The following is a 20,893-nucleotide window of genomic DNA, read 5'->3' as shown; positions in this document are numbered from 1 at the left end:
CCGCCCGAGCGCCCCCGCCGGGCGCGGCCGCGGCCCTCCCGGCGCGCCGTCACCCGGGTGGCCCCGCGCCCGTCCCGCCCGGTCGGCGCACTCAAGGTGGGGGCGGGGGCTGCCGAAGTGGTGGGAGCCAGGACGGCGACGCAAGGCCAACGGACGGGCCGCTGGACGAGGGAACCCCAGGTTCCCGAACCTCTCAGGCGGTGTGGTGCAACCTCGCAAGCTCACGCAGATGATCGTGCCGATGGGTGTCGTCGGCATCATCCTGCTGCTCGTGGTCCCGCTGCCGGCGGCGCTGCTGGACGTGCTGATCGCCACGAACATCACCTGCTCGCTCATCGCGCTGCTGGTGGCCATGTTCGTGAAGCGGCCCCTGGACTTCTCGATCTTCCCCTCGCTCATCCTCGTGCTGACGCTGTTCCGGCTCGGCCTGAACGTCGCCTCGACGCGCCTGGTGCTGGCGGACGGCTTCGCGGGCAAGGTCATCGAGGCCTTCGGGCACTTCGTCATCTCGGGGTCGCTGGTCATCGGCCTGGTGATCTTCTTGATCCTGGTCGTCATCCAGTTCGTCGTCATCACCAAGGGCGCCGAGCGGGTCGCCGAGGTCGGCGCCCGCTTCACCCTCGACGCGATGCCCGGCAAGCAGATGGCGATCGACGCCGACCTGAACGCCGGCCTCATCGACGAGGACGCCGCCCGGCAGCGCCGCGCCGACGTCACCGCCGAGGCCGACTTCTACGGCGCCATGGACGGTGGCTCGAAGTTCGTCAAGGGCGACGCGATCGCCTCGGTGATCATCGTCCTCATCAACCTCATCGGCGGCTTCGCGATCGGGATGCTCCAGCACGGCCTCGGCCCGGCGGAGTCGATCCAGAAGTACACGCTGCTGAGCGTCGGCGACGGCCTCGTCTCGCAGATCCCGGCCCTGCTGCTGTCCGTGGCCACCGGCCTCATCGTGACCCGCTCCACGTCCAACGGGGACCTGGGCTCGGAGGCCATCAGGCAGCTCGGGCAGAACCGCATGGTCCTGCAGATCGCGGGCGGCGCCGGCATCGTCCTGGCCCTCATCCCGGGCATGCCCAAGGTGCCGTTCCTGCTCGTCGGCGGCCTGACCATCTTCGCCTCCACCCTCGTCGCCAAGCGCGACCGGGAGGCGGCCGCGCAGCTGGAGCTGGCGTCGGTCATCGCCCCGCCGAGCCCGGCCGACGCCGCGGAGTCGCTCCTGGAGGAGATGCGGGTGGACCCCCTCGAGGTGGTCCTCGCCCCCGACCTCGTCGACCTCGTCGACACCTCCGGCGGGGGAGACCTCCTGGAGCGCGTGCGGGCGCTGCGCCGCAAGGTCGCCCTCGAGCTCGGGCTCGTCATCCCGCCCGTGCGCACCCGCGACTCGCTCGACCTGCCGATGTCGACGTACGCCGTCCGCATCTCCGGCGTCGAGGTCGCCCGCGGGCTGGCCCCGCCCGGTCAGGTCCTGGCGCTCGGCGACAACCTCGACGGCCTCCCGGGCCGCGCGACGGTCGAGCCCGTGTTCGGGCTCGCCGGCAAGTGGGTCCCGGCCGAGCTGCGCCACCAGGCGCAGCTCATGGGGGCCACGGTCGTCGACCGCGCCAGCGTCCTCATCACCCACCTCGGCGAGCTCGTCCGCAGCCACGCGCCGCGCCTGCTGTCCCGCGAGGACGTCCGCTCGCTGGTGGAGACGCTCAAGCGCACCCACCCGGTGGTCGTCGAGGAGCTCACGCCCAGCGTCCTGACGCTGGGGGAGGTGCAGCGCGTGCTGCAGGCGCTGCTCGACGAGAGCGTCCCCATCCGCGACCTGGCGCGCATCTTCGAGGCGCTCAGCCTGCGCGCCAAGCAGGGCGCGGACCTCGACGGGCTCGTCGAGGCCTCCCGCGCCGCCCTCGGGCCGGCCGTGGCGGCGGTGCACGAGCAGGACGGCGTCCTGCACGTCATCACGCTCGACCCGGTGCTGGAGCAGACCCTCGCCGAGGCCCTGCGCCCCGGCGAGCACGGCGCGAACCTGGCGCTGGACGCGCTGACGGCCGAGCACCTGGTGACCGCCTCAAGTTCCTGCCTGGAACGTGCCGAAGGGCAGGGCATCTCCGCAGTCCTGGTCTGCGCACCTCCCCTGCGAGCGCCCCTGCGGCGCCTGCTCAAGGTGGCCGTCGGCCGCCTGAACGTCCTCTCCTACGACGACGTCAGCAACCATGCCCGTATCGAGACGGTTGGATCGGTGAGCGGTGTCCACGCACTTGCTTCTTGAAGGCACTGACCTGCACGAGCTCCTCGCCCAGGTCCGCTCCACCCACGGGGAGGCGGCGCGCATCGTCCGCGCGGAGCGCATCCGCACGGGCGGCGTCGCCGGCTTCTTCTCCAAGGAGCGCTACGAGGTGACCGTCGAGCTGCCCGAGGACGGCGAGGTGCTCGCCCCCGGCGTCGACACCGCGCACCTCGTCGAGCAGGCCGCTCTCGCGGCGCTGCGCCGGCAGCAGGAGTTCGAGCGCGCCGACCTCTCGGTGCAGCACCGCGACGACGCCGAGCTGCCGTTCCAGCAGCTGCCCGGCTCCCGGGTCGCGCTGCCCCCGGCCCTGCCCGCGGGGCCCACCCCGGCCGCCGCTGCCGCGGCGACCCCCAGCCTCGGCGACCTCCTCGCCGCGGCCGACGCCTCCGACGGCGCCGACCGCCTCGGCGCCATGCTCTCCGCGGGGGCCAAGGCGCCCAGCGCCGCGGCGCAGCGCGAGGAGAAGATGGCCGCCGCCCTGGCCGAGCGGGCCGAGACCGCCGCCCGCCGCGAGCCGGTCCCCGCCCCCCGGCCCCGGCCGGCCGGCCACCGGTTCGACCACCCCGCGGGCCACCCCGTCGACCACCCCGTCGACCACCCCGTCGACCACCCGTTCCACCGCGACGCCGAGCGCCGCGACCACCGCGACGACCACCGCGACGCGCGCCGCGACGACCGTCGCGACGACCGCTGGGCCGCCCGCGAGGCCGTCCACGAGCTCCCCGAGGAGGTGCCGGTGCCGGCACCGCACCGCCCCATCTCGACGGAGGGCGACAACTTCGCCTTCGCGCTGGCCTCGATGCGTCGTCACCTCACCGACGGCACTCCTTCGGCTGCACCCAACGTCACACCTGTTGTACCGTCTGTCACACAAGCACCCCTGGGTCGCCACTCGGGCTCCGGGGCCGCCGCACGCCAGACGGAGGACCTCGTGAGCCCTGACCAGTTCGGCACGTCCAACGGTGTGGCCTCGGCCCACCGCGTCGGTGAGCGCGCGTACGCCGAGAACGCGGACGGCTACGCCGAGCCCCGAGGCGCCGCCCCCCGCGACGAGCACCAGCGCGTCGCCGCCGCCTACGGCCAGGAGGCCCGCGGCCAGGACGCCCAGGCCTTCGAGCCCGAGGCGGACGAGCGCGAGGCCCGCCGCCCGCAGTCCGAGCGCTACGAGGCCGACCGCTACGAGGCGGACCGCTACGAGTCCGACCTGTACGCCGGGGACCGCTTCGACGCCCCCCGCGAGCGCCCCGCGGCCCGCGAGTCCGCGGATCGCCGGGAGAACGAGGCACCCGAGCCGCGTTCGGCGTATCGTGACGATGTGACTACGTACAGCGACCGTCAGGCGCCCCGCCGTTCCGTCTCGCGGGAGCAGAACGACCCGACCGACGTGCTGCGCCTGGCGCGGGAGATCGAGGTCCCGAGCCCGCTGCGCATCGGCGCCGGCGAGATCGTCGTCGTGGTCGGCGAGGCCGACGCCGTCGTGGCCGCCAGCCTGCTGGTGGCGGACGAGGTCGGTTCCGAGGCGCCCGTCGTCCTGGGCCGCGCCGACGTGCACCACACGGTGACCGCGGAGGAGCTGCCGCAGCGCCAGGAGCAGGCGCGCCGCTGGAGCGCCCCGCTCACCGTGGCGCTGCCCGCCCGCCCGACCGGTGCGGACGCCGAGCGCGCCGCGCGCCTGGCCGCGAGCGTCGGCCCCGCCGCCGTCGTCGTCTGCGTCGACGCCACGCGCCGCTCGCACGCCGTCACCGGCCTGCTGCGCGCCCTGGACGCGGCGGGCGTGCCCGCCCGCCGGGTCGCCGTGCACCGCGCCGCGGAGAGCCCGGACCCGCTCGACGTCCTGTCGCTGGACGTGCCCGTCGGCTTCCTCGACGGACGCCCCGCGACCTCCGGCGCGTGGGCGGGCCTCCTGCTCGACGCGACGTCGGAGTCCGGCAGCCCGCTCGGCCGGTGAGCCCCGCCCTCGGGGGGACGTCCGCGCAGGTGGGCGTCCCCGCGGGGTGGCCCGGTCTCAACGACCGGGTGCACGTGCGCCTGGACCTGCCCTCGCGGCCGGGGGAGGACGAGTTCGACGAGATCACGCGCGTCGAGGACGTCCGCTCCGAGCGCGGGGGCGACGTGCTGGTGGTCGCGGCCCCGCCCTTCGCCGGTGACTTGCACGTGGCGGTCGAGGGCCGTAGCGTCACCGTCGCCTGGTCCACGCCGCGCGGCCACTCGCGGCAGGACTTCGTTATCACGGCCGTCGTGCGGCGCCTCGTGCCGTGCTGGGAGCTGCTGGCCACCGGGCCCGTCACCCAGGAGCAGCGGCGCCGCTACGTCCGCGTCCCCGTCGCGGGGCGCGTCGTCCTGCGTGCGGTGCCGAGCGCGACCGAGCCCGACGACACCGCGACGGCCGGCGTCGAGGACCCCGAGCTGCTCAAGCTCGACGCCCAGCTGGTCGATCTGAGTGAGGGCGGCGCCTGCGTCCGCGCCACCGCCCGCACGTGGGTGGCGGCCCGGCGCGAGGTCCGCGTCGAACTCGACGTCGACGGGTCTCCCGTCGTGCAGCTCGCGGCGGTCCTGCGGGTGCGGCCAGCACCCGGGGCCGTGCCCCTGGACCGCGACCAGCAGCAGCACGACGTGGTCCTGGAGTTCGTCGAGCCGGTGCCGGCCGCCGACCGCGTGCGCCGCTACGTCATGAGGGTCCAGCTCGAGAACCGCCGCCGAGGGGAACGATGAAATCACTCGTGCTCGCCGCCAGCCTGCTCATGGCCGGCCCGTCGATCGTCGCCGCCCTCACCGGGCGCGGCGGCGTCGACACCGCCCTGTGGCACCTGGCCCTGGCGCTGGTCGTCTCCACCGTCGCCGGCAAGGTCCTGCGCTCGGTGCTGACGGGCTACGAGGAGTCCGCGCGCGAGTCCGCCCGCGAGGCGCAGCTCGAGGAGGCGCGCGCCCGCCGCGCCGAGGCGGGCGAGCGCCGCCGCACCGCCTGATCCGAGCCCACGGCCCAGCTCGACGGCCCCGTCCCCTCCCGGGACGGGGCCGTCGTCGTCCCCGGGGTGGGTCGTCGCGGCGCCTGGTGCCCGTGCGGCGGGATGACATCACTGGTTTGACATGGACGATCACGATTCGTCACCTATGCTGGGCCCCATGCTGGTCCTGACGCGCAAGGCCGGGGAATCCGTCGTCATCGGTGACGAAGTCGTCGTGCGCGTGCTGGAGGTGCGTGGTGACGTCGTCCGGGTCGGCATCGACGCCCCCCGCGACGTGCAGGTGCACCGCCAGGAGGTGTACGAGGCCGTCCGCGAGGCGAACATCGCCGCGGCCTCCGCCTCGGAGGAGGCGATCTCGGCCCTGCGCGGCATCGTGCGGCGCGCCGGCTCCTGAGCCGCGGGTCCCCGCCCCGGTCGTCCCGGCTCCGGCCACCCCGAGCCGCACCGGGCTGACGTCGGCCCGGTGAGAGGCCCGCGGTCGCGCGAGCGGGTCGCTCGAAGGCTCAAGTCCCGTCCCGCGCCGCCGATGGTCTGGTGAGGCCCGGCGCGGCTCCGGAGCACGGGTCCGGGGTACGGGACGACGGCGGGGAACGAGGAGGACACGGTGGTTGCTGCGCGGACGAGCGCGCGCCGGTCCGCCGGCGACGCGACCCAGCCCGCTGCTCCGGTCCAGGACCCCGACCTCCTGGACGCCCTCGAGGTCAGCGGTGTGGCCCTCCTGGTCCTCGACGCCGGGGGAGCGCTGCGCCACCTGACGCGCGGTGCGGCCGACCTCCTCGACCTCGCCCCCGACGACGTCCTCGGCGGTGCGCGGCTGGACTGGTGGGCGGGTCCCGACCCCGAGGCCACCGGTGGCGCGCACCCCTCGCTCCCCGGAGCGCTCGCCGCCCCCGCCCCGCACGGCGCCGACCTGCTGCGGGCGCTGGCCGCCGGCCCGCTCGAGCTCGACGTGGACGTCGAGCTCACCGGCGCCCGGCGGCTCCTCGTGCACGTGCGGGCCGTCGCGCTGCCCGGCGGGGGAGCCACCCTCGTCCTGCGCGACGTCGGCCCCGAGCGCGCCGCGACGCGGCTGGCCCGCGAGGTGCTCCTGCGCCAGGAGGCGGTCATCTCCGCCTCGCCCGACACCATCTACCGCCTCGACCTCGCGCAGCGGCGCGTGGAGTGGACCAGCACCCCGGGCGCCGTCGTGCTGGGGCTGCCGGGCGACGACCCGCTGGCCGTGCCGGAACCCGTCCACGAGGACGACCGCCCCGCCGTCGCGCAGGCCCTGCAGTCGTTCGCCCGGGCGGGCGAGGGCGAGGTCGTCGAGTGCACCTACCGGGTCAGCGAGGGCGCCGAGTGGCGCTGGGTGCACACCCGCACGGTCGTCAGCGACCGGCGCGCCGGGGTGCCGGTGCGTGCCGTCGGCATCGCGCAGGACCTCACCGAGACCATCACGACGATGGACGCGCTGGCGGGTTCCGAGCGCCGCTTCCACGAGATCTTCGCCCGCGGTCCGGTCGGCATGCTGCTGCACGGCCTGGACGGCTGGATCAGCGAGGTCAACGACGCCCTGTGCGGCTTCCTCGAGCGCGACGCCGCGGAGCTGCTGGGCACCAGCGCCGAGGAGCTCCTGGCTCCGCCGCCGGGCGGGGACGCCGACGCCGGCGACGAGCTCCGGCGGCGGGCCTGGGCGGCCGAGGTCGCGGACCTCGTCTCCGGGGCCGTCGAGGTCGTGCACCGCGAGCGTCGCTTCGAGCTGCCCTCGGGGGCGGTCGTGTGGGCGCAGCTGTCGCTGTCGGCCACCACCACCAGCGAGGGCCAGCCCGCCGTGCTCGTCTTCGTCGAGGACGTCACCGCCCGCCGGCGCGAGGTGGAGCAGCTGGCCCACGCCGCCCGCCACGACCCGCTCACGGGCCTGCCCAACCGGGCGCTGGCCGAGGAGCGCCTCGCCGCGGCGGTGACGCGCGCGCGGCGCCGCGGCGGCTGCGTGGGCGTGCTGTTCGTGGACCTCGACCACTTCAAGGAGGTCAACGACACCCTCGGCCACGGTGCGGGCGACCTCGTGCTGAAGGAGGTCGCCGACCGCCTGCGCGGGGTGCTGCGGGCCGGCGACACCGCGGCCCGCCTGGGCGGGGACGAGTTCGTCGTCGTCTGCGAGGACGTCGAGGACGCCGCGGTGCTCGCCACCATCGCCGCCCGGGTGTGCGGCGAGCTGTCCGTGTCGCTGGAGCTGGAGCAGGGCCTCGCGCACGTCACCGCGAGCGTGGGCGCCGTGCTCACCGACGGCTCGCGCTCGGCCGCGGAGCTGCTGGTCGACGCCGACACCGCCATGTACGGGGCGAAGGCGGCCGGCCGCGCCTGCTGGCGCGCCGCCTGACCCCCGGCTCCCGACCCGCTCGGCTCCCCACCCGCCCCCTGCGCCCGTCCGGGGCCCTCGCCGTGGTCCGGCGGGGTGCCGAGGGGCACCCGCGGTGATGCACGTCACCCGTCCGGACGGGGGTCTGGGGGGAGCGCTCGCGCGGCTGCGCTCCTAGACTGCTCATCGGACGAGGCGCGACAGCGATCGAGTCCCTTCTCGACCCGCGAACCCCTCCGGGGGTGAGGACAGTGCCGTCTGCGGTTCGGCGAGCAGCAGGGTCCGGCGTGCCCACGAGGAAGCGCCGGCCGGTCCTACCAGGAGGTCAGACGATGAACGAGCACCAGAACGACATCCAGGTCATCGACGTCCGTGACGCGATCGACCTCACCACGGTCGCCAACCCGCGGCGCGTGCGGCTCTGACGAGCAGCACATCGCGACGACGAGGGCCGGTCCGCACCGCGGACCGGCCCTCGTCGCGTTCCGGGGCCCGTCCCGGGCCCGCGGCCCCGCGGCCGACTCCTCAGCCGCGGCGCAGGACGCCGGCGCGGTACCAGCGGTGCATCAGCTCGTAGCCGTTGTCACCGCTGACCCAGCAGACGTCGCTGTCGTCGGGCGTGCTGGGCGAGGCCAGCGGGTGCCCGCCCGCGAGCAGCTGCTCCGCCGGCGTCAGGCGCCGGATGCCCACCGCCGCAACCCGTTCGGGGGCCGCGGCCAGGAACTCCGCGTACAGCACCGGGTCGTGCTGGCCGTCGTCGCCGACCAGCAGCCACGTGACCTGCGGCAGCTCCTGCGCGAGACGGGCCAGCGACCCGCGCTTGTGCGCGCTGCCGTCGCGGAACCAGCCGGTGTTGGTGGGGCCCCAGTCGGTCAGCAGCAGCGGACCCTCGGGGTAGCCGGAGCGGGACAGGAACCGCGCCAGCGTCGGCGCGGCGTTCCAGGCCCCGGTGGAGAGGTACACGACGGGGGAGCCGGGGTTCTCCTCGACGAACTGCTGGTACAGCTCGGCCATGCCGTTGACGGGCACGCGGGCGCGCTCGTCGATGACGAAGCTGTTCCACGCCGCGATCAGCGGCCGCGGCAGGCGCGTGACGACGACGGTGTCGTCGATGTCGCTGAGCAGGCCCAGCTGCGGCTCGGGCCCGACGACGATCACGCGGGCCGTCCCGGTGTGGCGGGCCGCGGCCAGCTCCGGCGCGAGGTCAGCGCCGCCCTCGGTGTCGTCCTGGACGCTCTCGACGACCTCCTCCTCGGCCGGGGCGGCGTCGAGGCCCACGGTCAGCGTCAGCTCGTGCTCGCCGGGGGGCAGGTCGACGTCGATGACCTGGTCGAGGTAGCCGCCACGGTCGGTGGTCAGGACCCGCTCGTGGCCGCCGATGCGGACGGTCACCTCGTGCCCGGCGACCGGGACGGTGAGGAAGTTGCGCCAGCCGCGCACCGACGCCGGGGGAGCCCCGGGCGCGGGCGTCACGGGCTCGTCGCGGCCGAGCAGGACGCGACCGAGGACGCGCACCCACCCCGGCCCGCCGTAGCCCGGGAAGGCCAGCGCGTGGGCGTGGTAGCCGCGGCGGCGCAGCCCCGCCCCGACGACGCCCTTGAGGGCGTTCTCGATGCGGGCGGCGCGGTGCAGGGAGTGCTCCCCGGGCCGCGACTGCAGGTCCACCTCCCGCAGCTGCTCGTAGTTGCGGCGGGCCTGCTGGCGCAGCTGCACGCGGCGGGCCCTGCGCTCGTCCGGCGTGATCACGCCAGAAGGCTAGCTGCGCGGGGAGCTCGTCGCTCCCCGGGACGGGCGGCGCGTCAGCGGCCGAAGCCCGCGGCGAGGCGGCGGAAGCCCTCGTCCAGCGGCACGCGCGGGGCCCATTGCAGCACCTCGCGCGTGCGGCGCTGGTCGAACCAGTGCGCGGTGGACAGCTGCTCCGCGAGGAAGCGCGTCATGGGCGGCTCGTCGGGCAGCCGGCCCCACGTCCAGACCCGCTCCACGAGGCTGCCCGCGACCTTGGCCGCGGCCGACGGCACCCGGCGGGTCGGGGCCGCGACGCCCGCGGCCTGGCAGATGCGGGCGAAGACCTCGGCGACCGTGCGCGGCTCGCCGTTGGTGACCACGAAGGCCTGCCCGTGGGCGACCTCGGCGCGGTCGGCTGCGGCGAGCAGGGCGTCCACGGCGTTGTCGACGTAGGTGGTGTCGATGAGCGCGGTGCCGTCGTCCAGCAGCGGCAGCCGGCCCGCGCGGGCCCGGTCGGCGATGCGCTGCACGAGCTGCGTGTCGCCCGGGCCCAGCACGATGTGCGGGCGGATGGCGACGACCGCGAAGCCGGGGGCGTCCGCGGCGAGCGCGAGCAGCTCCGCCTGCCCCTTGGTGATGGCGTAGGAGCCGTGCGCCGAGGACGGGTCCGCCGGTCCGGTGCCTTCGCCGACGAGCGCCGCACCCGCGTGGGCGACGGACGGCGAGGAGACCATGACGAAGCGGGAGACCCCGGCCCCGCGGGCTTCCTCGACCAGCGTGCGGGTGCCCTCGACGTTGACGGCCACGTACTCGGGGTGCGGGCCCGTGATGGAGACCTTCGCGGCGAGGTGGACGACGGTGTCGACGTCGGCCACGGCCGCGCGCACCGACGCGGGATCGGTCAGGGAGCCGAGGACCTCGGAGACCCCGTCGATGCCGCTGGGGCGCCGCTGCAGCACCCGCACGTCGTCGCCGCGCCGCGCGAAGGCGCGGGCGGTCTCGCGGCCCAGCATCCCGCTGGCGCCCGTGACCAGGACCCTCACCGTCGTCCCCCCTTCGCCGTGCGCGGGCGCACGAGCGGTTCCACCCGGTCGCCCGCCAGGGCCCGGCCGGCCCACGCGCTCACGCGGGCCCGGTCGATCTTGGAGTTGTGCCGCACGTCGGTCGGCAGCGCCGGGACGAGCAGGACGGCGACGAGGTTGCGCCCCGTCGCCGCGCGCACGGCCTGGGCGAGGTCCGGGTCCGCGACGGTGGTGCGGGCCACGGGCGCGGTGGCCTCCGCGACCACCGCGAGCTGCCGCGCGTGGCGGGGGCCGACCCCGACGAGCGCGGCGCGGGCGATGCCGGGCACCGACTCGGCGCGCTGCTCCACCCCGACGGGAGTGACGACCTCGGTGCCGGTGACCACGACGTGCGCGAGGCGGCCCTCGATCCAGACGCGGCCCTGCTCGTCCAGGTGCCCGACGTCGCCCGTGCGGTGCCAGCGGCGGGCGCCGTCACCCGCGCCGTCCGGGGCGGTCACCGAGACGCTGTCGGTCTGCGTGAGCCAGAGCTGGTCGTAGTGGTCCTTGACGTGGGAGGCCCCGACGACGACCTCGCCGGTCACCCCGGGCTCCAGGACGAGCTGGGCGCCGGCCCGCCCGTCGGCGTCCAGGGGGGCGATGGCGATGACCGCGCCCTCGATGGGGCGGCCCACGCAGATGCCCTCGCCCGGGCCGGCTGCGAGCACGTCGTCGAGGCTGACGTCGGTCGCGGGCAGCACCTCGGTGGCGCCGTAGGGGCTGCGCGGGTCGGCCAGCGGCATCAGCGTCCGCGCCTGCTGCAGCAGCGCGTTCGGCACGGGGGCCCCGGCCGAGAGCAGCACCTCGACGCCGCGCAGCGCGGCCCGGCCGCCCTCGTCGAGGCCGTCCGCGGTCGCGAGCACGTTGACCAGCGCCGCGGGGGACAGGAACGCCGACGTCGAGCCGCTCGCCGCCACGGCCGCCGCGAGGGCGCTCGCGGTGAGGGTTGCGGGCTTCGTGACGTCCATGGCCGGCACGACGCAGGTGGCGCCGAGCGCCGGTCCGAACAGCGCGAACGGGGCGAACGCCGAGACGAGACCCGCGCCGGGGCCGATGCGGATGGTCGCGCCCATGGCCTGCGCGAGCTGCGAGAGCTGGCGGTGGGTGTAGACGACGCCCTTGGCGGGGCCCGTCGAGCCGGACGTGAACAGCACGGCGGCCTCGGCCGACGGCTCGGGTGCGGGCGGCAGCGCGACGCCGTCGGCGAGGCGGCGCGCGCCCAGGGCCGCGAGGTCGGCCAGCGTGACGCGGGTGCCCGTCAGGCGCAGCACGGTGTCGGAGACCGGGCCGGCGGCGATGCGGCGCCCCGGCCAGCCCAGCGCGCGGGCGCCCACGAGGGCGCGGGAGACGCCGATGACGACGTCGACGCCGGCGCCCTTCACGGCGCGGGTGAGGCCGCCGAGGCCCAGCCCCGCGTCCGCGACGACCCCGACGGCGCCGATGCGCACGACGGCGTACATCACGGCCGTGAGGTCCGCACCGGGCGGCACGAGCAGCGAGACGCGCTGGCCCGGCTCCACGCCGAACTCCAGCAGCCCCGCGGCGAGCTCCTGCGTGCGGCGCTGCAACAGCGACCACGGCACGCGCCGCGCCACCCCCGCGGGGCCCATCTCGACGACGGCGGGCTCGGCGGAGTCCGCGCGCTCGTCCAGCCGCGTCCACAGCGGCACGTGCGGGGCGGGGTCCTCCTCGACGGCCGCGGTGGACGCGCCGGCGCCGAGGCGGACGTCGAGCCAGCGCAGGACGGCCCCGGCGACGTCGGCGTCCTCGGGCAGCAGGTGCCCGGCGCCCTCGAAGCGGTGCACGTCGGCCTGCGGCAGCCGGCGCCGCCAGTCGCGCAGGTAGCCCTCGCCGAACACGGGGTCGCGCGGGCCCCACAGGACCAGCGCCGGCAGCCCGGAGCGGCCGAGCTCCTCGGCGCCCGCGGCGACCTGGTCGATCGCCGGCCGCGACGGGTGGGCGGGGCCCACGGGCACGTCGGCGACGAAGTCCTCGATGCCGGCGCGGTCCGCGGCGTGCCGGTAGGGCGCGCGGTAGGCCTCGCGCACGGCGCGCTCCAGCGGCGGGTGCGTCAGCGCCAGCGTGGTGCGCAGGAACGCGTCGGTGCGGCTGGTGACCAGCGGCAGGACGCCGGGCAGCGTCGCGAGCTTCAGCGGACCGGGCGCGGCGTCGTCGACGTCGTGCGCGGCCGCGGTGTTCATCACCACGAGACCCGCCAGTCGGCGCACCGGACGGGCGGCCGCGTGCCGACCCGCGGGGGCCTGCGCGGCGACCAGGCCGCGTGCGTGCTCGAGGGCGGCCCAGCCCGTCGCGACGACCCCGCCCCAGTCCTGGCCGACGGCCACGACGTCACCCGTGAGCTCCAGGGCGTCCACCAGCCCGGTCAGGTCCCGCACGCGGTGCGCGAGCCCGCGGCGCTGTCCGGTGCGCTCGGAGAAGCCCATCTCCAGCTGGTCCACGGCCACCACCCGCCACCCCGCGGCCGCACCCCGCGCGACGAGGTCGCGCCACAGGTAGGACCACGTCGGGTTGCCGTGCAGGCACAGCAGCGTCCCCCGCGGCTCGCGCGGGCCCGCGTCCAGGACGTGCCACGTCCTGACGGTCCCGCCCGCGTCAGGCGCCTGCACGAGCCGCGACCACGCGGGGTCGAGGCCCGGCAGACCCGCGGGCGGCAGGGTCGCGGGACGCGCCGGGCGCAGGGTGGAGCCGGGCGACGGGGCGTGGGGCCGGGTGCCGGGGGAGGAGCCGGGCGGGGCGGGGGTGGCGGAGGCGGTCACGTGGTCGTCGTCACCAGGCGATCTCGACCATGGCGGAGTTCAGGCCGGAGCCCACCCCCATGGCGATGACGCGGTCGCCGCGGGTCAGCTCCGGGGCGGTGTGCGCGAGCGTCATCGGCAGCGAGATCGGCCCGACGTTGCCCCAGTGCGGGAACGTCCGCGGCACCTTCTCCGGGTCCAGCCCGAGGCGCTCGACGACCGTCTGGGTGTGCACGCGCGAGATCTGGTGGATGACGAAGCGGTCCGCGTCGCGCCAGCCCCACTGCGCGTCGCCGCTCTCGAAGGCGCTCGCGACGATCTCGATGCCCTCGGTCAGCAGCAGCTTCGCGTCGGTGCGCATGTGCGTCATGTCGCCGATGCAGAGCTCGTGGTGCTGGGTGCCCGCGCGGCCCGTGCCGCCCAGGATGCGGTGGCCCTCGGGGTGCTCGTCGGCGCGGCCCAGCACGGCCGCGGCGGCACCGCAGCCCAGGGTCATGGTCGCGAACTGGTCGAGGAAGTCGCGGCGGGTCACGTCGGGGCGCAGCAGCCGCTCGATCGTCCCCTCGTGCATCGGGCGCACGTCCTCCGCGCCCAGCACGACCGCGTAGCGCACGGCGCCCGAGTCGATCATGGCGGAGGCGACCTGGAGGCCGTTGACCCACGCGAGGCAGGCGTTCGTGAGGTCGAAGTTCAGCGCCGACGTCGGCAGGTCCATCGCGTGGTGCACCGAGGTCGCGACCGCCGGCTCGAGGAAGGGCCGGGTCACGGTGGTGCTGATGACCACGCCGACGTCCTTGGCCTCCACACCGGCCTCGGAGAGGGCCTTGAGGCCGCACTCGGCGGCCGCGTCGGAGGCGTTGGCCCCGTCGGACCACCAGCGGCGCTCGCGGACGCCCGCGACCTTCTCCAGCAGCCCCGGTCGCAGCCGCAGGCGCTCCATCGTGGGCGCCAGGACGTCGTCGAAGTAGGAGGAGGGCACGACGACCGGAGCCTCGAGGTGCGTCACCGAGAGCAGGGCCGCGTTGGCCGGCCGGAACGTCGAGTTGCCCGACCGGTCCGGGTTGGTGGTGTCGTTCAAGGGCTTCCCCAGTCCGTGGTGGTCGACCGCCCACCCGGGCTCTACGCTCGTCATGGGCGCCCGCGTGGCTGTTCAGCGGCGCTGGCCCAGGTTAGCCGCCGTTCGGGATCGCGCCTCCGCGCAGTGCCTCCCCGGGCCCCCGCACCTCCCTGCGATCACCGACCGTCGCCGGTGGAGCGCCGAGAGTGAGCGGAATCGTCGTCTGCCGGGTCAACGCGCACGACGCCCCCGGCGGTTCCCCGCAGGCCCCGCGGTGATCCACCGTGCGCAGCGGGGCTGCTCCTGCGTGCTACGGTTTTCCCCGTTCCCTCCGGCGTCCGCGCCGGGTGCGGAGCCCACTCGTCCGGGTGGCGGAATAGGCAGACGCGCTAGCTTGAGGTGCTAGTCCACGTATAGTGGGTGGGGGTTCAAGTCCCCCTCCGGACACTCGTTGAGACAGCGACGGGAAAGGCCCTGACCAGCACTCGTGCCGGTCAGGGCCTTTCTCGTTCCCGTCGTGATCATGCAGGCGCCTCGTGGAACGTGGTCATCGAGATCGACCTGTGGCCGCTGGAGCCGGACCCGCCACCATCCTGAGTCGGCCTCCCGGTCATCCCGCGGCGCGCCCAGCATCTTCGCGGCGTCCACGGTGATGACCTCACCGGTGGAGACGTTCACCGAGAGCACGCCGGAGCGGGTGGGCGCGGCGGTCCTCACCGCCTACGGCGTCCTGGCCACCATCGTCGGGACGTCGGCCCCGCGCCGCGAGATCGAGTGAGCGATGTCGTCGTCAGGTAGAACGGCCGCGGCGAGGAGGACGGGCGCGGTGGGAGCTCGGTGAGTTCCGGTAGACGGTCAGGAACAGGCGGTGGCTGGTGATGACGACGCTCAGCCACGCCAGGCCCAGGGCCCAGCCGACGAGCACGTCGGTGAGCCAGTGGTGGCCGAGGAAGACCCGGCTGAGCCCCATCGCCGTGGCGAACGCGGTGGCGAGGACCACGGTGAGCCGGCGCGCCCAGGTCCGGCGCAGGCGACGCAGCAGCAGGTAGGTCAGTATGCCCGCGAAGGCGGCGGCGTTCAGCGAGTGCCCGCTGGGGAACGAGAAGCCGAACTCGTACGGAGGCACGGCGTCGACGTGCGGTGGGCGGGCCCGGGTCACGGCCGCCTTGCCCGCCACGGTCAGGGCGAGGGACCCCAGCATCGTGGAGACGATCAGCACCGCGGGCGAGAGGCGTCGCCACGCGACGGAGAGGCCGATCGCTGTCGCGGCGGCCAGGACAGGCATCCCCACGGGACCGCCCACGTGCGTGAAGCCCGTGACCCACGAGTCGAGCAGCGGCGTGCGCTGCCGCATCGCCAGGGCGAGCACGGGGTGGTCCAGTGCGGCGATCCCGTCGTCCTCCACGACGCTGTCGTAGATGCCGTCGGTGAGGGCCGCGAGGGCTGCCGTGAGCAGCAGGCCGATGCCCAGGGTCAGCAGCATCACCTGGTGGGGCGCCAGCCGGTGTCCCAGCCGCAGCGCCACGTGGACGAGTCGTCGCCCCGCGGTGCTGGGCCAGTGGGTGAGGTCCCGGCGACCGACGAAGTCCTGAGCGCGGCTCTCGGAGAGCCGCCCGGTCAGGTCGTACCCGCGCGGTCCGGTCGACCGGTGCGCCTCGCCACGGGCCTGCTCTGGTTCCGGCACTGCTCCACCTCCGTCGACGGTCGTCTGCGCGGTACCTCTCGGCGCCGCAGGGCGTCGAGCGTGTCACGGGTTCGCCCGGCGGGCCGCTCGTCGCCGTGCGGGTGACTCAGCGGAGGTTCAGCGACGGTGGGCGGCGGTGGCGCGGGCCCGACTGCTGGTGGATCGCCGACGCGGTGCCGCGGTGTTCTCGGGGCGGTCCACGGCGCTCCTGCGCGCGGTCACCGCAGCCCTGGCCGGGGGGGCATGCCCTACCGGCGGTCAGCCGTCTGCAACGTGCTCGGTGGTCTCAGCTGGGCGGCGGCTCTGGTGCTCGTCGGCTACTCAGCCGGTGCTTCCTCCGCGACGGCAGCCCGCCTCCTGGGGCGGGGGGCACCGGGCTCGCGGTCGTCGCCGTGGTCGACGCCCTGCTCGTCGCCGCGGTGGTCCACCGCCGCCGGGTTGGGGGCGCCCGGTGCCAGGCCCTTGGTCACCTGAGGCGCACGCGGCCGTGACCGCGGCGTACCGCGGTCTGCAGGGCCTTCACGGCAGGCCCCGGCGCGACGTGGCGGCGAGGCATCATGGTGGGGATCCGCGACGCGAGGAGGACCCGATGAGCGACTTCCTCCGGGACGTCGTCGCGAGTGCCTCCCGCCGGTGGCGTGAGGCGGGTGTACAGGCCCGTTCCGCTCTGGCCGCCACCGCGCTCCTGGCCGTGGTCATCGCCGGTGCGGGCGCCGTCCTGCTGATGACCCTGCAGCACGACCTGGTTCAGGGGATCGACTCGAGCAACACCGCCATCGCCCAGGGGATCAGCGCGCAGGTGAGCGCCGACGTCTTCGACGCGACGCCGGGCCCCGAGGGGCAGGAGGACCTCGAGTCCGCCATCGCCGAGGGCGCGCCGCGCCGCGCCGTGGTCCAGGTCCTCGACAGCACGGGCAGCGTGGTGGCGAGCAGCGCGGAGGTCGCCGGAGAACCGCCCCTCACCACCGACCTGCCCCCGCCGGGAGCCAACGACACCTCCCGCATCCACGTCCGCTTCGACGACGACGCCTACCGTGCGATCGCCGTGAGCAGCTCCGTCGGCGGCCGGGCGTTCACCGTCGTGGTCGCACAGTCCCTCGGCTCCGTCGAGGACAGCCTGCACATCGCGGAGATCACCCTGGCGGTCGGACTGCCGATCCTGCTCCTGGTGGTCGCGCTCGCCACCTCCGTCTTCGTCGGCCGCTCGCTGCGACCGGTCGGGGCCATCCGGCAGACCGTCGAACGGATCACCGAACGTCAGCTCGCCGAACGCGTCCCGGTCCCCGAGGGCCGCGACGAGGTCTCCCAGCTGGCCCGGACCATGAACGCGATGCTGACCCGCCTCGAGACCTCAGCCGGGGCACAGCGCCAGTTCGTCGCCGACGCCAGCCATGAGCTGCGCAGCCCCATCGCGACGCTGCAGGCGGCCGCGGACATCGCGGCCTCCGTCCCCGGCTCGATCAGCACCGCCGAGCTCGCCGAGCTGGTGGGTGGAGAGTCACGACGGCTGGAACGCCTGGTCTCCGACCTCCTCCTGCTCGCGCGCCACGACGACGACGGCGTCCGCGTGCGCGCGGAGGAGGTGGACCTGGACGACCTCGTGGACGCGGAGGCGAGGCGACTGCGGGCCACGTCCGCCGTGCGCGTCAAGGTCGACCTGGTCGCGGCCCGGGTGGTGGGTGACCCCCATTCCCTGTCCCGAGTGCTGCGCAACCTCAGCGACAACGCCGTGATCCACGCGGAGTCCTGGGTGCAGATCCGGCTGCGGACAGCGGGCGACTCGGCCGTCCTGGAAGTCGCCAACGACGGCCCGGCGATCGAGCCGGCCGACGTGGACCGGGTGTTCGGCCGCTTCGTCCGGCTCGAGGAGAGCCGGGCGCGTGACAGCGGCGGCAGCGGCCTCGGCCTCGCGATCGTGCGGGAACTGGTCGACGCCCACGAAGGGACGGTCCGGGTCGTGCCTCAGGAACAGGGGACCCGCTTCCAGGTCGTGCTGCCCCTCCTCGTCCTCGACGACGCCGACGGCGAGTTCGTCAGCGAGGGTGGGTCCGACGACCCTGGCGTGGTCGATGGGGCGGCCGCCGTCGGACACGAGGTCCCGGGCCGGTTCGCTGGCGTGCCGGTCAGGCCCGACGGTTCGACGCGGCCGCGTCGGGATCGCTGAAGCGGTAGCCGGCCCCGCGGATGGTCTCTATGGTGTGCCGCCCGAGCTTGCGCCGCAGGTAGCCGACGTACACCTCGACGACGTTGTGGTCGCCGTCGTAGTTGACGTCCCACACGTTCTCGAGGATGTCCGTCTTGGTGACGACCGCGCCCCGGTGGCGCATGAAGTAGTGCAGGACCTGGAACTCGCGTGCGGTCAGGCGCACCAGCTCGCGGTCGCGGTGGACGTGCTGCCCGACGGGGTCGAGCGAGATCGGGCCCACCTCGAGGACGGTCGGGCGTTCCGGGGCGCTGCGCCGGACGAGGGCTCGCAGGCGCCGCACCAGCACGTCGAAGACGAAGGGCTTGCGCAGGTAGTCGTCGGCGCCCAGGTCGAACGCGTCGGTCTCGTCGTACTCGCCGTCCTTGGCGGTGAGCATCAGCACGGGGGTCCACACCCCCGCAGTCCGCAGGTTCCGGCACACCTCGTAGCCGTTGAGGACGGGCAGCATGATGTCGAGCACGAGGACGTCGAAGGAACCCTCCTGGGCGCGGCGCAGACCGGTTCCCCCGTCGGGCGCGATCTCCACCGTGAACCCCACGCCGCTCAGTCCCCGGGCCAGGGTGGTGGCGAGGGTGGTCTCGTCCTCGACGAGCAGGATCCGCACCTCGACCACGCTACCGCCGCCCCGGCGTTCGCCCTTGGAGACCGGCGTCCTCTGCGTTCAGCGTGGACGGGCTCGCGACCGCCGTCGTCGACAAGGCGGGACGGTTGTCCGTGTGTGCTCTCGGCGCTGGTGTCGCGCTCACGCCGCACGTGGTCGCCGCGCGGCAGAACCTGCACCTGATCGTCGACGGGGGGCGCAGCGTTCCCGGATTGGGCACCGACGCCGGTGGGCGGTGGGGCACGGCCCGCAACCAGACCCAGTTCACCTGGCGCTCCGCGCTGGGCACGGACCGGGCGGGGAACCTCCTCTACGTAGCCGGGAACGGGCTCGACCTCGTGCACCTGGCCCAGGCGCTGACCGCCGTCGGAGCGGTGCAGGGGATGGAGCTCGACATGCACCGCGGGATGGTGTCGTTCGCCAGCTGGGCGCCGGCGGGCGGTGGGGGAGCGACCGTCGCGCCCACCGAGCTCCTGCCCGACATGACGCGTGGGGCCGACCGCTACCTCGCTGCCGATCAGCGCGACTTCTCCTACCTCACGGTCCGCGGCGGCTAGGGCGACGGCGCCCGCACCGGGGCGGGTGGGCGGCCTCCGCGGCGCCCCGGCTCGGCCCGCGTTGGTCCCACAGGTGACCCGGGGCTGCCTGACGTCACTCAGCAGGGGTTCAGCAGGCGCTCGGCACGCTGGGGTCATGACTGAGACTCCTGGTCCGGACGGAACCCGGCGCGGCACCGGTGCCGCCCTGCGCACGGCGGCGAACAAGGTGCCCGAGGTCACCGCGTTCTTCTGGATCGTGAAGGTGCTGGCCACCACGGTGGGCGAGACCGCAGCGGACTACCTCAACGAGACCCTCGGCCTGGGTCTGACCGTGACCAGCGTCGTCATGACGGTGCTGCTCGCGGTGGTGCTGGTGGCGCAGTTCCGCACCCGCGGCTACCGGCCCCCGGTCTACTGGCTGGCCGTGGTGCTCATCAGCGTCGTGGGGACGCTGCTCACCGACAACCTCACCGACGGCCTCGGCGTGCCGCTGCTCGTGTCCACCATCGTCTTCGCGGTCCTGCTGACCGCGACGTTCCTGATCTGGCACCGGGTCGAGGGCACGCTGTCCATCCACGCGATCGACAGCCCCCGGAGGGAGGCCTTCTACTGGCTCGCCATCCTCTTCACCTTCGCGCTGGGAACCGCAGCCGGTGACTTCGTGGCCGAGACGACCGGGATCGGCTACTTCTCCTCCGTCGTCCTGTTCGCGGTCGCGATCGCCGTGGTCGCCGTCCTGCGCTTCGGGTTGCACCTGAACGCCGTCGGAACCTTCTGGGCGGCCTACGTCCTCACCCGCCCGCTGGGTGCGTCCCTGGGTGACCTGCTGTCCCAGGACCGGGCCGACGGCGGCCTCGGCTTGGGCACCACCGTGACGAGCGTCCTGTTCCTCGCGGCGATCCTGGCGGTGGTCGTCTACCTGAGCTTCAGCAGGATGGACGCCCCCGACCGGCGCCGCGTCTCCGCTGCGGCGTCGTCGTCGTGACCGGGCTGCTGGACCCGCAGCACCTGCTCTCGTCGTTCGGGACCCTGGGTGTCTTCGTCATCCTGTTCGCCGAGACCGGGTTGCTCGTGGGGTTCTTCCTGCCCGGTGACTCGCTCCTGTTCACCGCCGGCCTGCTGACGGCGACGGGCGTCACCTCCTCGGTCCACCTGTCTCTCGTCCCGGTGCTCCTGGCTGCAGCCGGCGGTGCCCTCCTGGGGGCAGAGGTCGGTTACCTCATCGGCCGGGCCGCCGGCCCGGCTCTGCTGGAGCGTCCCGAGCACCGTCGCCGCTACGCCGGGGTGCAGCGCGCCCGCGCCGTCCTGGGGCGCTACGGGCACGGCAAGGCGATCGTGCTGGCCCGCTTCATCCCGGTCGTGCGGACGCTGATGAACCCCCTCGCGGGGACGGTGGGCGTCCCGGCCCGCACCTTCACCCTGTGGCAGTGCGTCGGTGGGCTCCTGTGGGCCCTCGGCGTTCCCCTGGCCGGGCACGTGCTCGGCGGGCAGATCCCCGGGATCGACGCCTACCTGCTCCCCATCATCGCCGTCGTCGTGGTGGTCTCGCTGCTGCCGGTGCTGGTCGAACTCCTCAAGGCCCGGCGGGGAGCCTCCTCGCGCCGCTGACCGACGGGCGCCCGCGTCCCGGTCCGCGTCGGACGCTCTCAGCCGCGGTTCAGCGACCCGGGGGCAGCATGGGAACG

At 75.0% G+C, this 20,893-nt stretch carries 16 protein-coding genes and 1 tRNA gene; 11 read left to right on the top strand and 6 right to left on the bottom strand.

All coding sequences use genetic code 11. The features are described from left to right. The first annotated feature begins 205 nt into the window (after positions 1-205). The 6 genes from flhA to F1544_RS26475 all read left to right on the top strand — a co-directional run bounded on the left by flhA (position 206) and on the right by F1544_RS26475 (position 7,600). A complete protein-coding gene (gene flhA, locus F1544_RS15150; RefSeq protein WP_167586827.1) occupies positions 206-2,257 on the top strand; it encodes a flagellar biosynthesis protein FlhA in 2,052 nt (683 codons plus the stop codon). Continuing rightward, positions 2,235-4,223: a hypothetical protein gene (locus tag F1544_RS15145; protein WP_167586825.1), complete on the top strand. Its 1,989-nt coding sequence runs from the start codon at positions 2,235-2,237 to the stop codon at positions 4,221-4,223. Before flhA ends, F1544_RS15145 begins: the two co-directional genes overlap by 23 nt. Next, positions 4,220-4,987, top strand: a complete 768-nt coding sequence (locus tag F1544_RS15140; RefSeq protein WP_167586823.1) for a PilZ domain-containing protein — start codon at positions 4,220-4,222, stop codon at positions 4,985-4,987. The genes F1544_RS15145 and F1544_RS15140 overlap by 4 nt, the downstream gene beginning before the upstream one ends. Further along, on the top strand, positions 4,984-5,241 hold the full coding sequence (locus F1544_RS15135) for a hypothetical protein (protein ID WP_167586821.1): 258 nt from the start codon (positions 4,984-4,986) through the stop codon (positions 5,239-5,241). Before F1544_RS15140 ends, F1544_RS15135 begins: the two co-directional genes overlap by 4 nt. Before the next feature lie 157 nt (positions 5,242-5,398). Beyond that, complete coding sequence (gene csrA / locus F1544_RS15130) at positions 5,399-5,635, top strand: carbon storage regulator CsrA (protein ID WP_167586819.1); 237 nt, start codon at positions 5,399-5,401, stop codon at positions 5,633-5,635. A gap of 210 nt (positions 5,636-5,845) precedes the next feature. Next, entirely contained in the window at positions 5,846-7,600 is a 1,755-nt protein-coding gene (locus F1544_RS26475) for a sensor domain-containing diguanylate cyclase (RefSeq protein ID WP_167586817.1), read from the top strand. Between the two features lie 504 nt (positions 7,601-8,104). On the opposite strand, the gene F1544_RS26470 is transcribed toward F1544_RS26475, so the two are convergent. The 4 genes from F1544_RS26470 to F1544_RS15105 are packed head-to-tail and all read right to left on the bottom strand — an operon-like array spanning position 8,105 to position 14,199. Beyond that, positions 8,105-9,325 (bottom strand): App1 family protein phosphatidate phosphatase, encoded by a 1,221-nt coding sequence (locus F1544_RS26470; RefSeq protein WP_208971943.1) that lies wholly within the window; start codon positions 9,323-9,325, stop codon positions 8,105-8,107. Between the two features lie 53 nt (positions 9,326-9,378). Continuing rightward, positions 9,379-10,347, bottom strand: coding sequence for an NAD-dependent epimerase/dehydratase family protein (locus F1544_RS15115; protein ID WP_167586814.1), 969 nt, complete (start codon positions 10,345-10,347; stop codon positions 9,379-9,381). Beyond that, on the bottom strand, positions 10,344-13,142 hold the full coding sequence (locus tag F1544_RS15110; RefSeq protein ID WP_208971942.1) for an alpha/beta fold hydrolase: 2,799 nt from the start codon (positions 13,140-13,142) through the stop codon (positions 10,344-10,346). The genes F1544_RS15115 and F1544_RS15110 overlap by 4 nt, the downstream gene beginning before the upstream one ends. 10 nt (positions 13,143-13,152) lie before the next feature. Beyond that, the gene (locus F1544_RS15105) at positions 13,153-14,199 is read right to left on the bottom strand and encodes a 3-oxoacyl-ACP synthase III (RefSeq protein ID WP_244308719.1); all 1,047 of its coding nucleotides are present in this window, start codon (positions 14,197-14,199) and stop codon (positions 13,153-13,155) included. A gap of 341 nt (positions 14,200-14,540) precedes the next feature. On the opposite strand from F1544_RS15105, the gene F1544_RS15100 reads away from it, so the two are divergent. Next, positions 14,541-14,625 (top strand) — tRNA-Leu (locus F1544_RS15100). Between the two features lie 343 nt (positions 14,626-14,968). Here F1544_RS15100 and F1544_RS26465 read toward each other — a convergent pair. Then, positions 14,969-15,862, bottom strand: a complete 894-nt coding sequence (locus tag F1544_RS26465; RefSeq protein ID WP_208971941.1) for a phosphatase PAP2 family protein — start codon at positions 15,860-15,862, stop codon at positions 14,969-14,971. Between the two features lie 589 nt (positions 15,863-16,451). Here F1544_RS26465 and F1544_RS15090 point away from each other — a divergent pair. Continuing rightward, complete coding sequence (locus F1544_RS15090) at positions 16,452-18,026, top strand: sensor histidine kinase (protein WP_167586810.1); 1,575 nt, start codon at positions 16,452-16,454, stop codon at positions 18,024-18,026. Here the strand turns inward: F1544_RS15090 and F1544_RS15085 are convergent. Next, on the bottom strand, positions 17,986-18,672 hold the full coding sequence (locus tag F1544_RS15085; RefSeq protein WP_167586808.1) for a response regulator transcription factor: 687 nt from the start codon (positions 18,670-18,672) through the stop codon (positions 17,986-17,988). The genes F1544_RS15090 and F1544_RS15085 overlap by 41 nt on opposite strands. Before the next feature lie 62 nt (positions 18,673-18,734). Between F1544_RS15085 and F1544_RS15080 the strand changes: the two genes are divergently transcribed. From F1544_RS15080 to F1544_RS15070, 3 genes are all read left to right on the top strand, one after another. Next, a complete protein-coding gene (locus F1544_RS15080) occupies positions 18,735-19,226 on the top strand; it encodes an RNA-binding protein (protein ID WP_167586806.1) in 492 nt (163 codons plus the stop codon). A gap of 136 nt (positions 19,227-19,362) precedes the next feature. Next, complete coding sequence (locus tag F1544_RS15075) at positions 19,363-20,193, top strand: COG4705 family protein (RefSeq protein WP_167586804.1); 831 nt, start codon at positions 19,363-19,365, stop codon at positions 20,191-20,193. Then, a complete protein-coding gene (locus F1544_RS15070; protein ID WP_308470105.1) occupies positions 20,190-20,816 on the top strand; it encodes a DedA family protein in 627 nt (208 codons plus the stop codon). The genes F1544_RS15075 and F1544_RS15070 overlap by 4 nt, the downstream gene beginning before the upstream one ends. The last annotated feature ends 77 nt before the right edge of the window (positions 20,817-20,893 follow it).

Source organism: Kineococcus rubinsiae (genome assembly GCF_011839805.1).
In the GTDB taxonomy this organism is placed as follows: Bacteria; Actinomycetota; Actinomycetes; order Actinomycetales; family Kineococcaceae; genus Kineococcus; species Kineococcus rubinsiae.
This window is presented reverse-complemented; position numbering and strand designations above follow the sequence as displayed.

Coding starts and splice junctions, on each gene's coding strand:
- F1544_RS15135 (WP_167586821.1), top strand. CDS start 4,984: ATGAAATCACTCGTGCTCGCCGCCAGCCTGCTCATGGCCGGCCCGTCG.
- csrA (WP_167586819.1), top strand. CDS start 5,399: ATGCTGGTCCTGACGCGCAAGGCCGGGGAATCCGTCGTCATCGGTGAC.
- F1544_RS15090 (WP_167586810.1), top strand. CDS start 16,452: ATGAGCGACTTCCTCCGGGACGTCGTCGCGAGTGCCTCCCGCCGGTGG.
- F1544_RS15075 (WP_167586804.1), top strand. CDS start 19,363: ATGACTGAGACTCCTGGTCCGGACGGAACCCGGCGCGGCACCGGTGCC.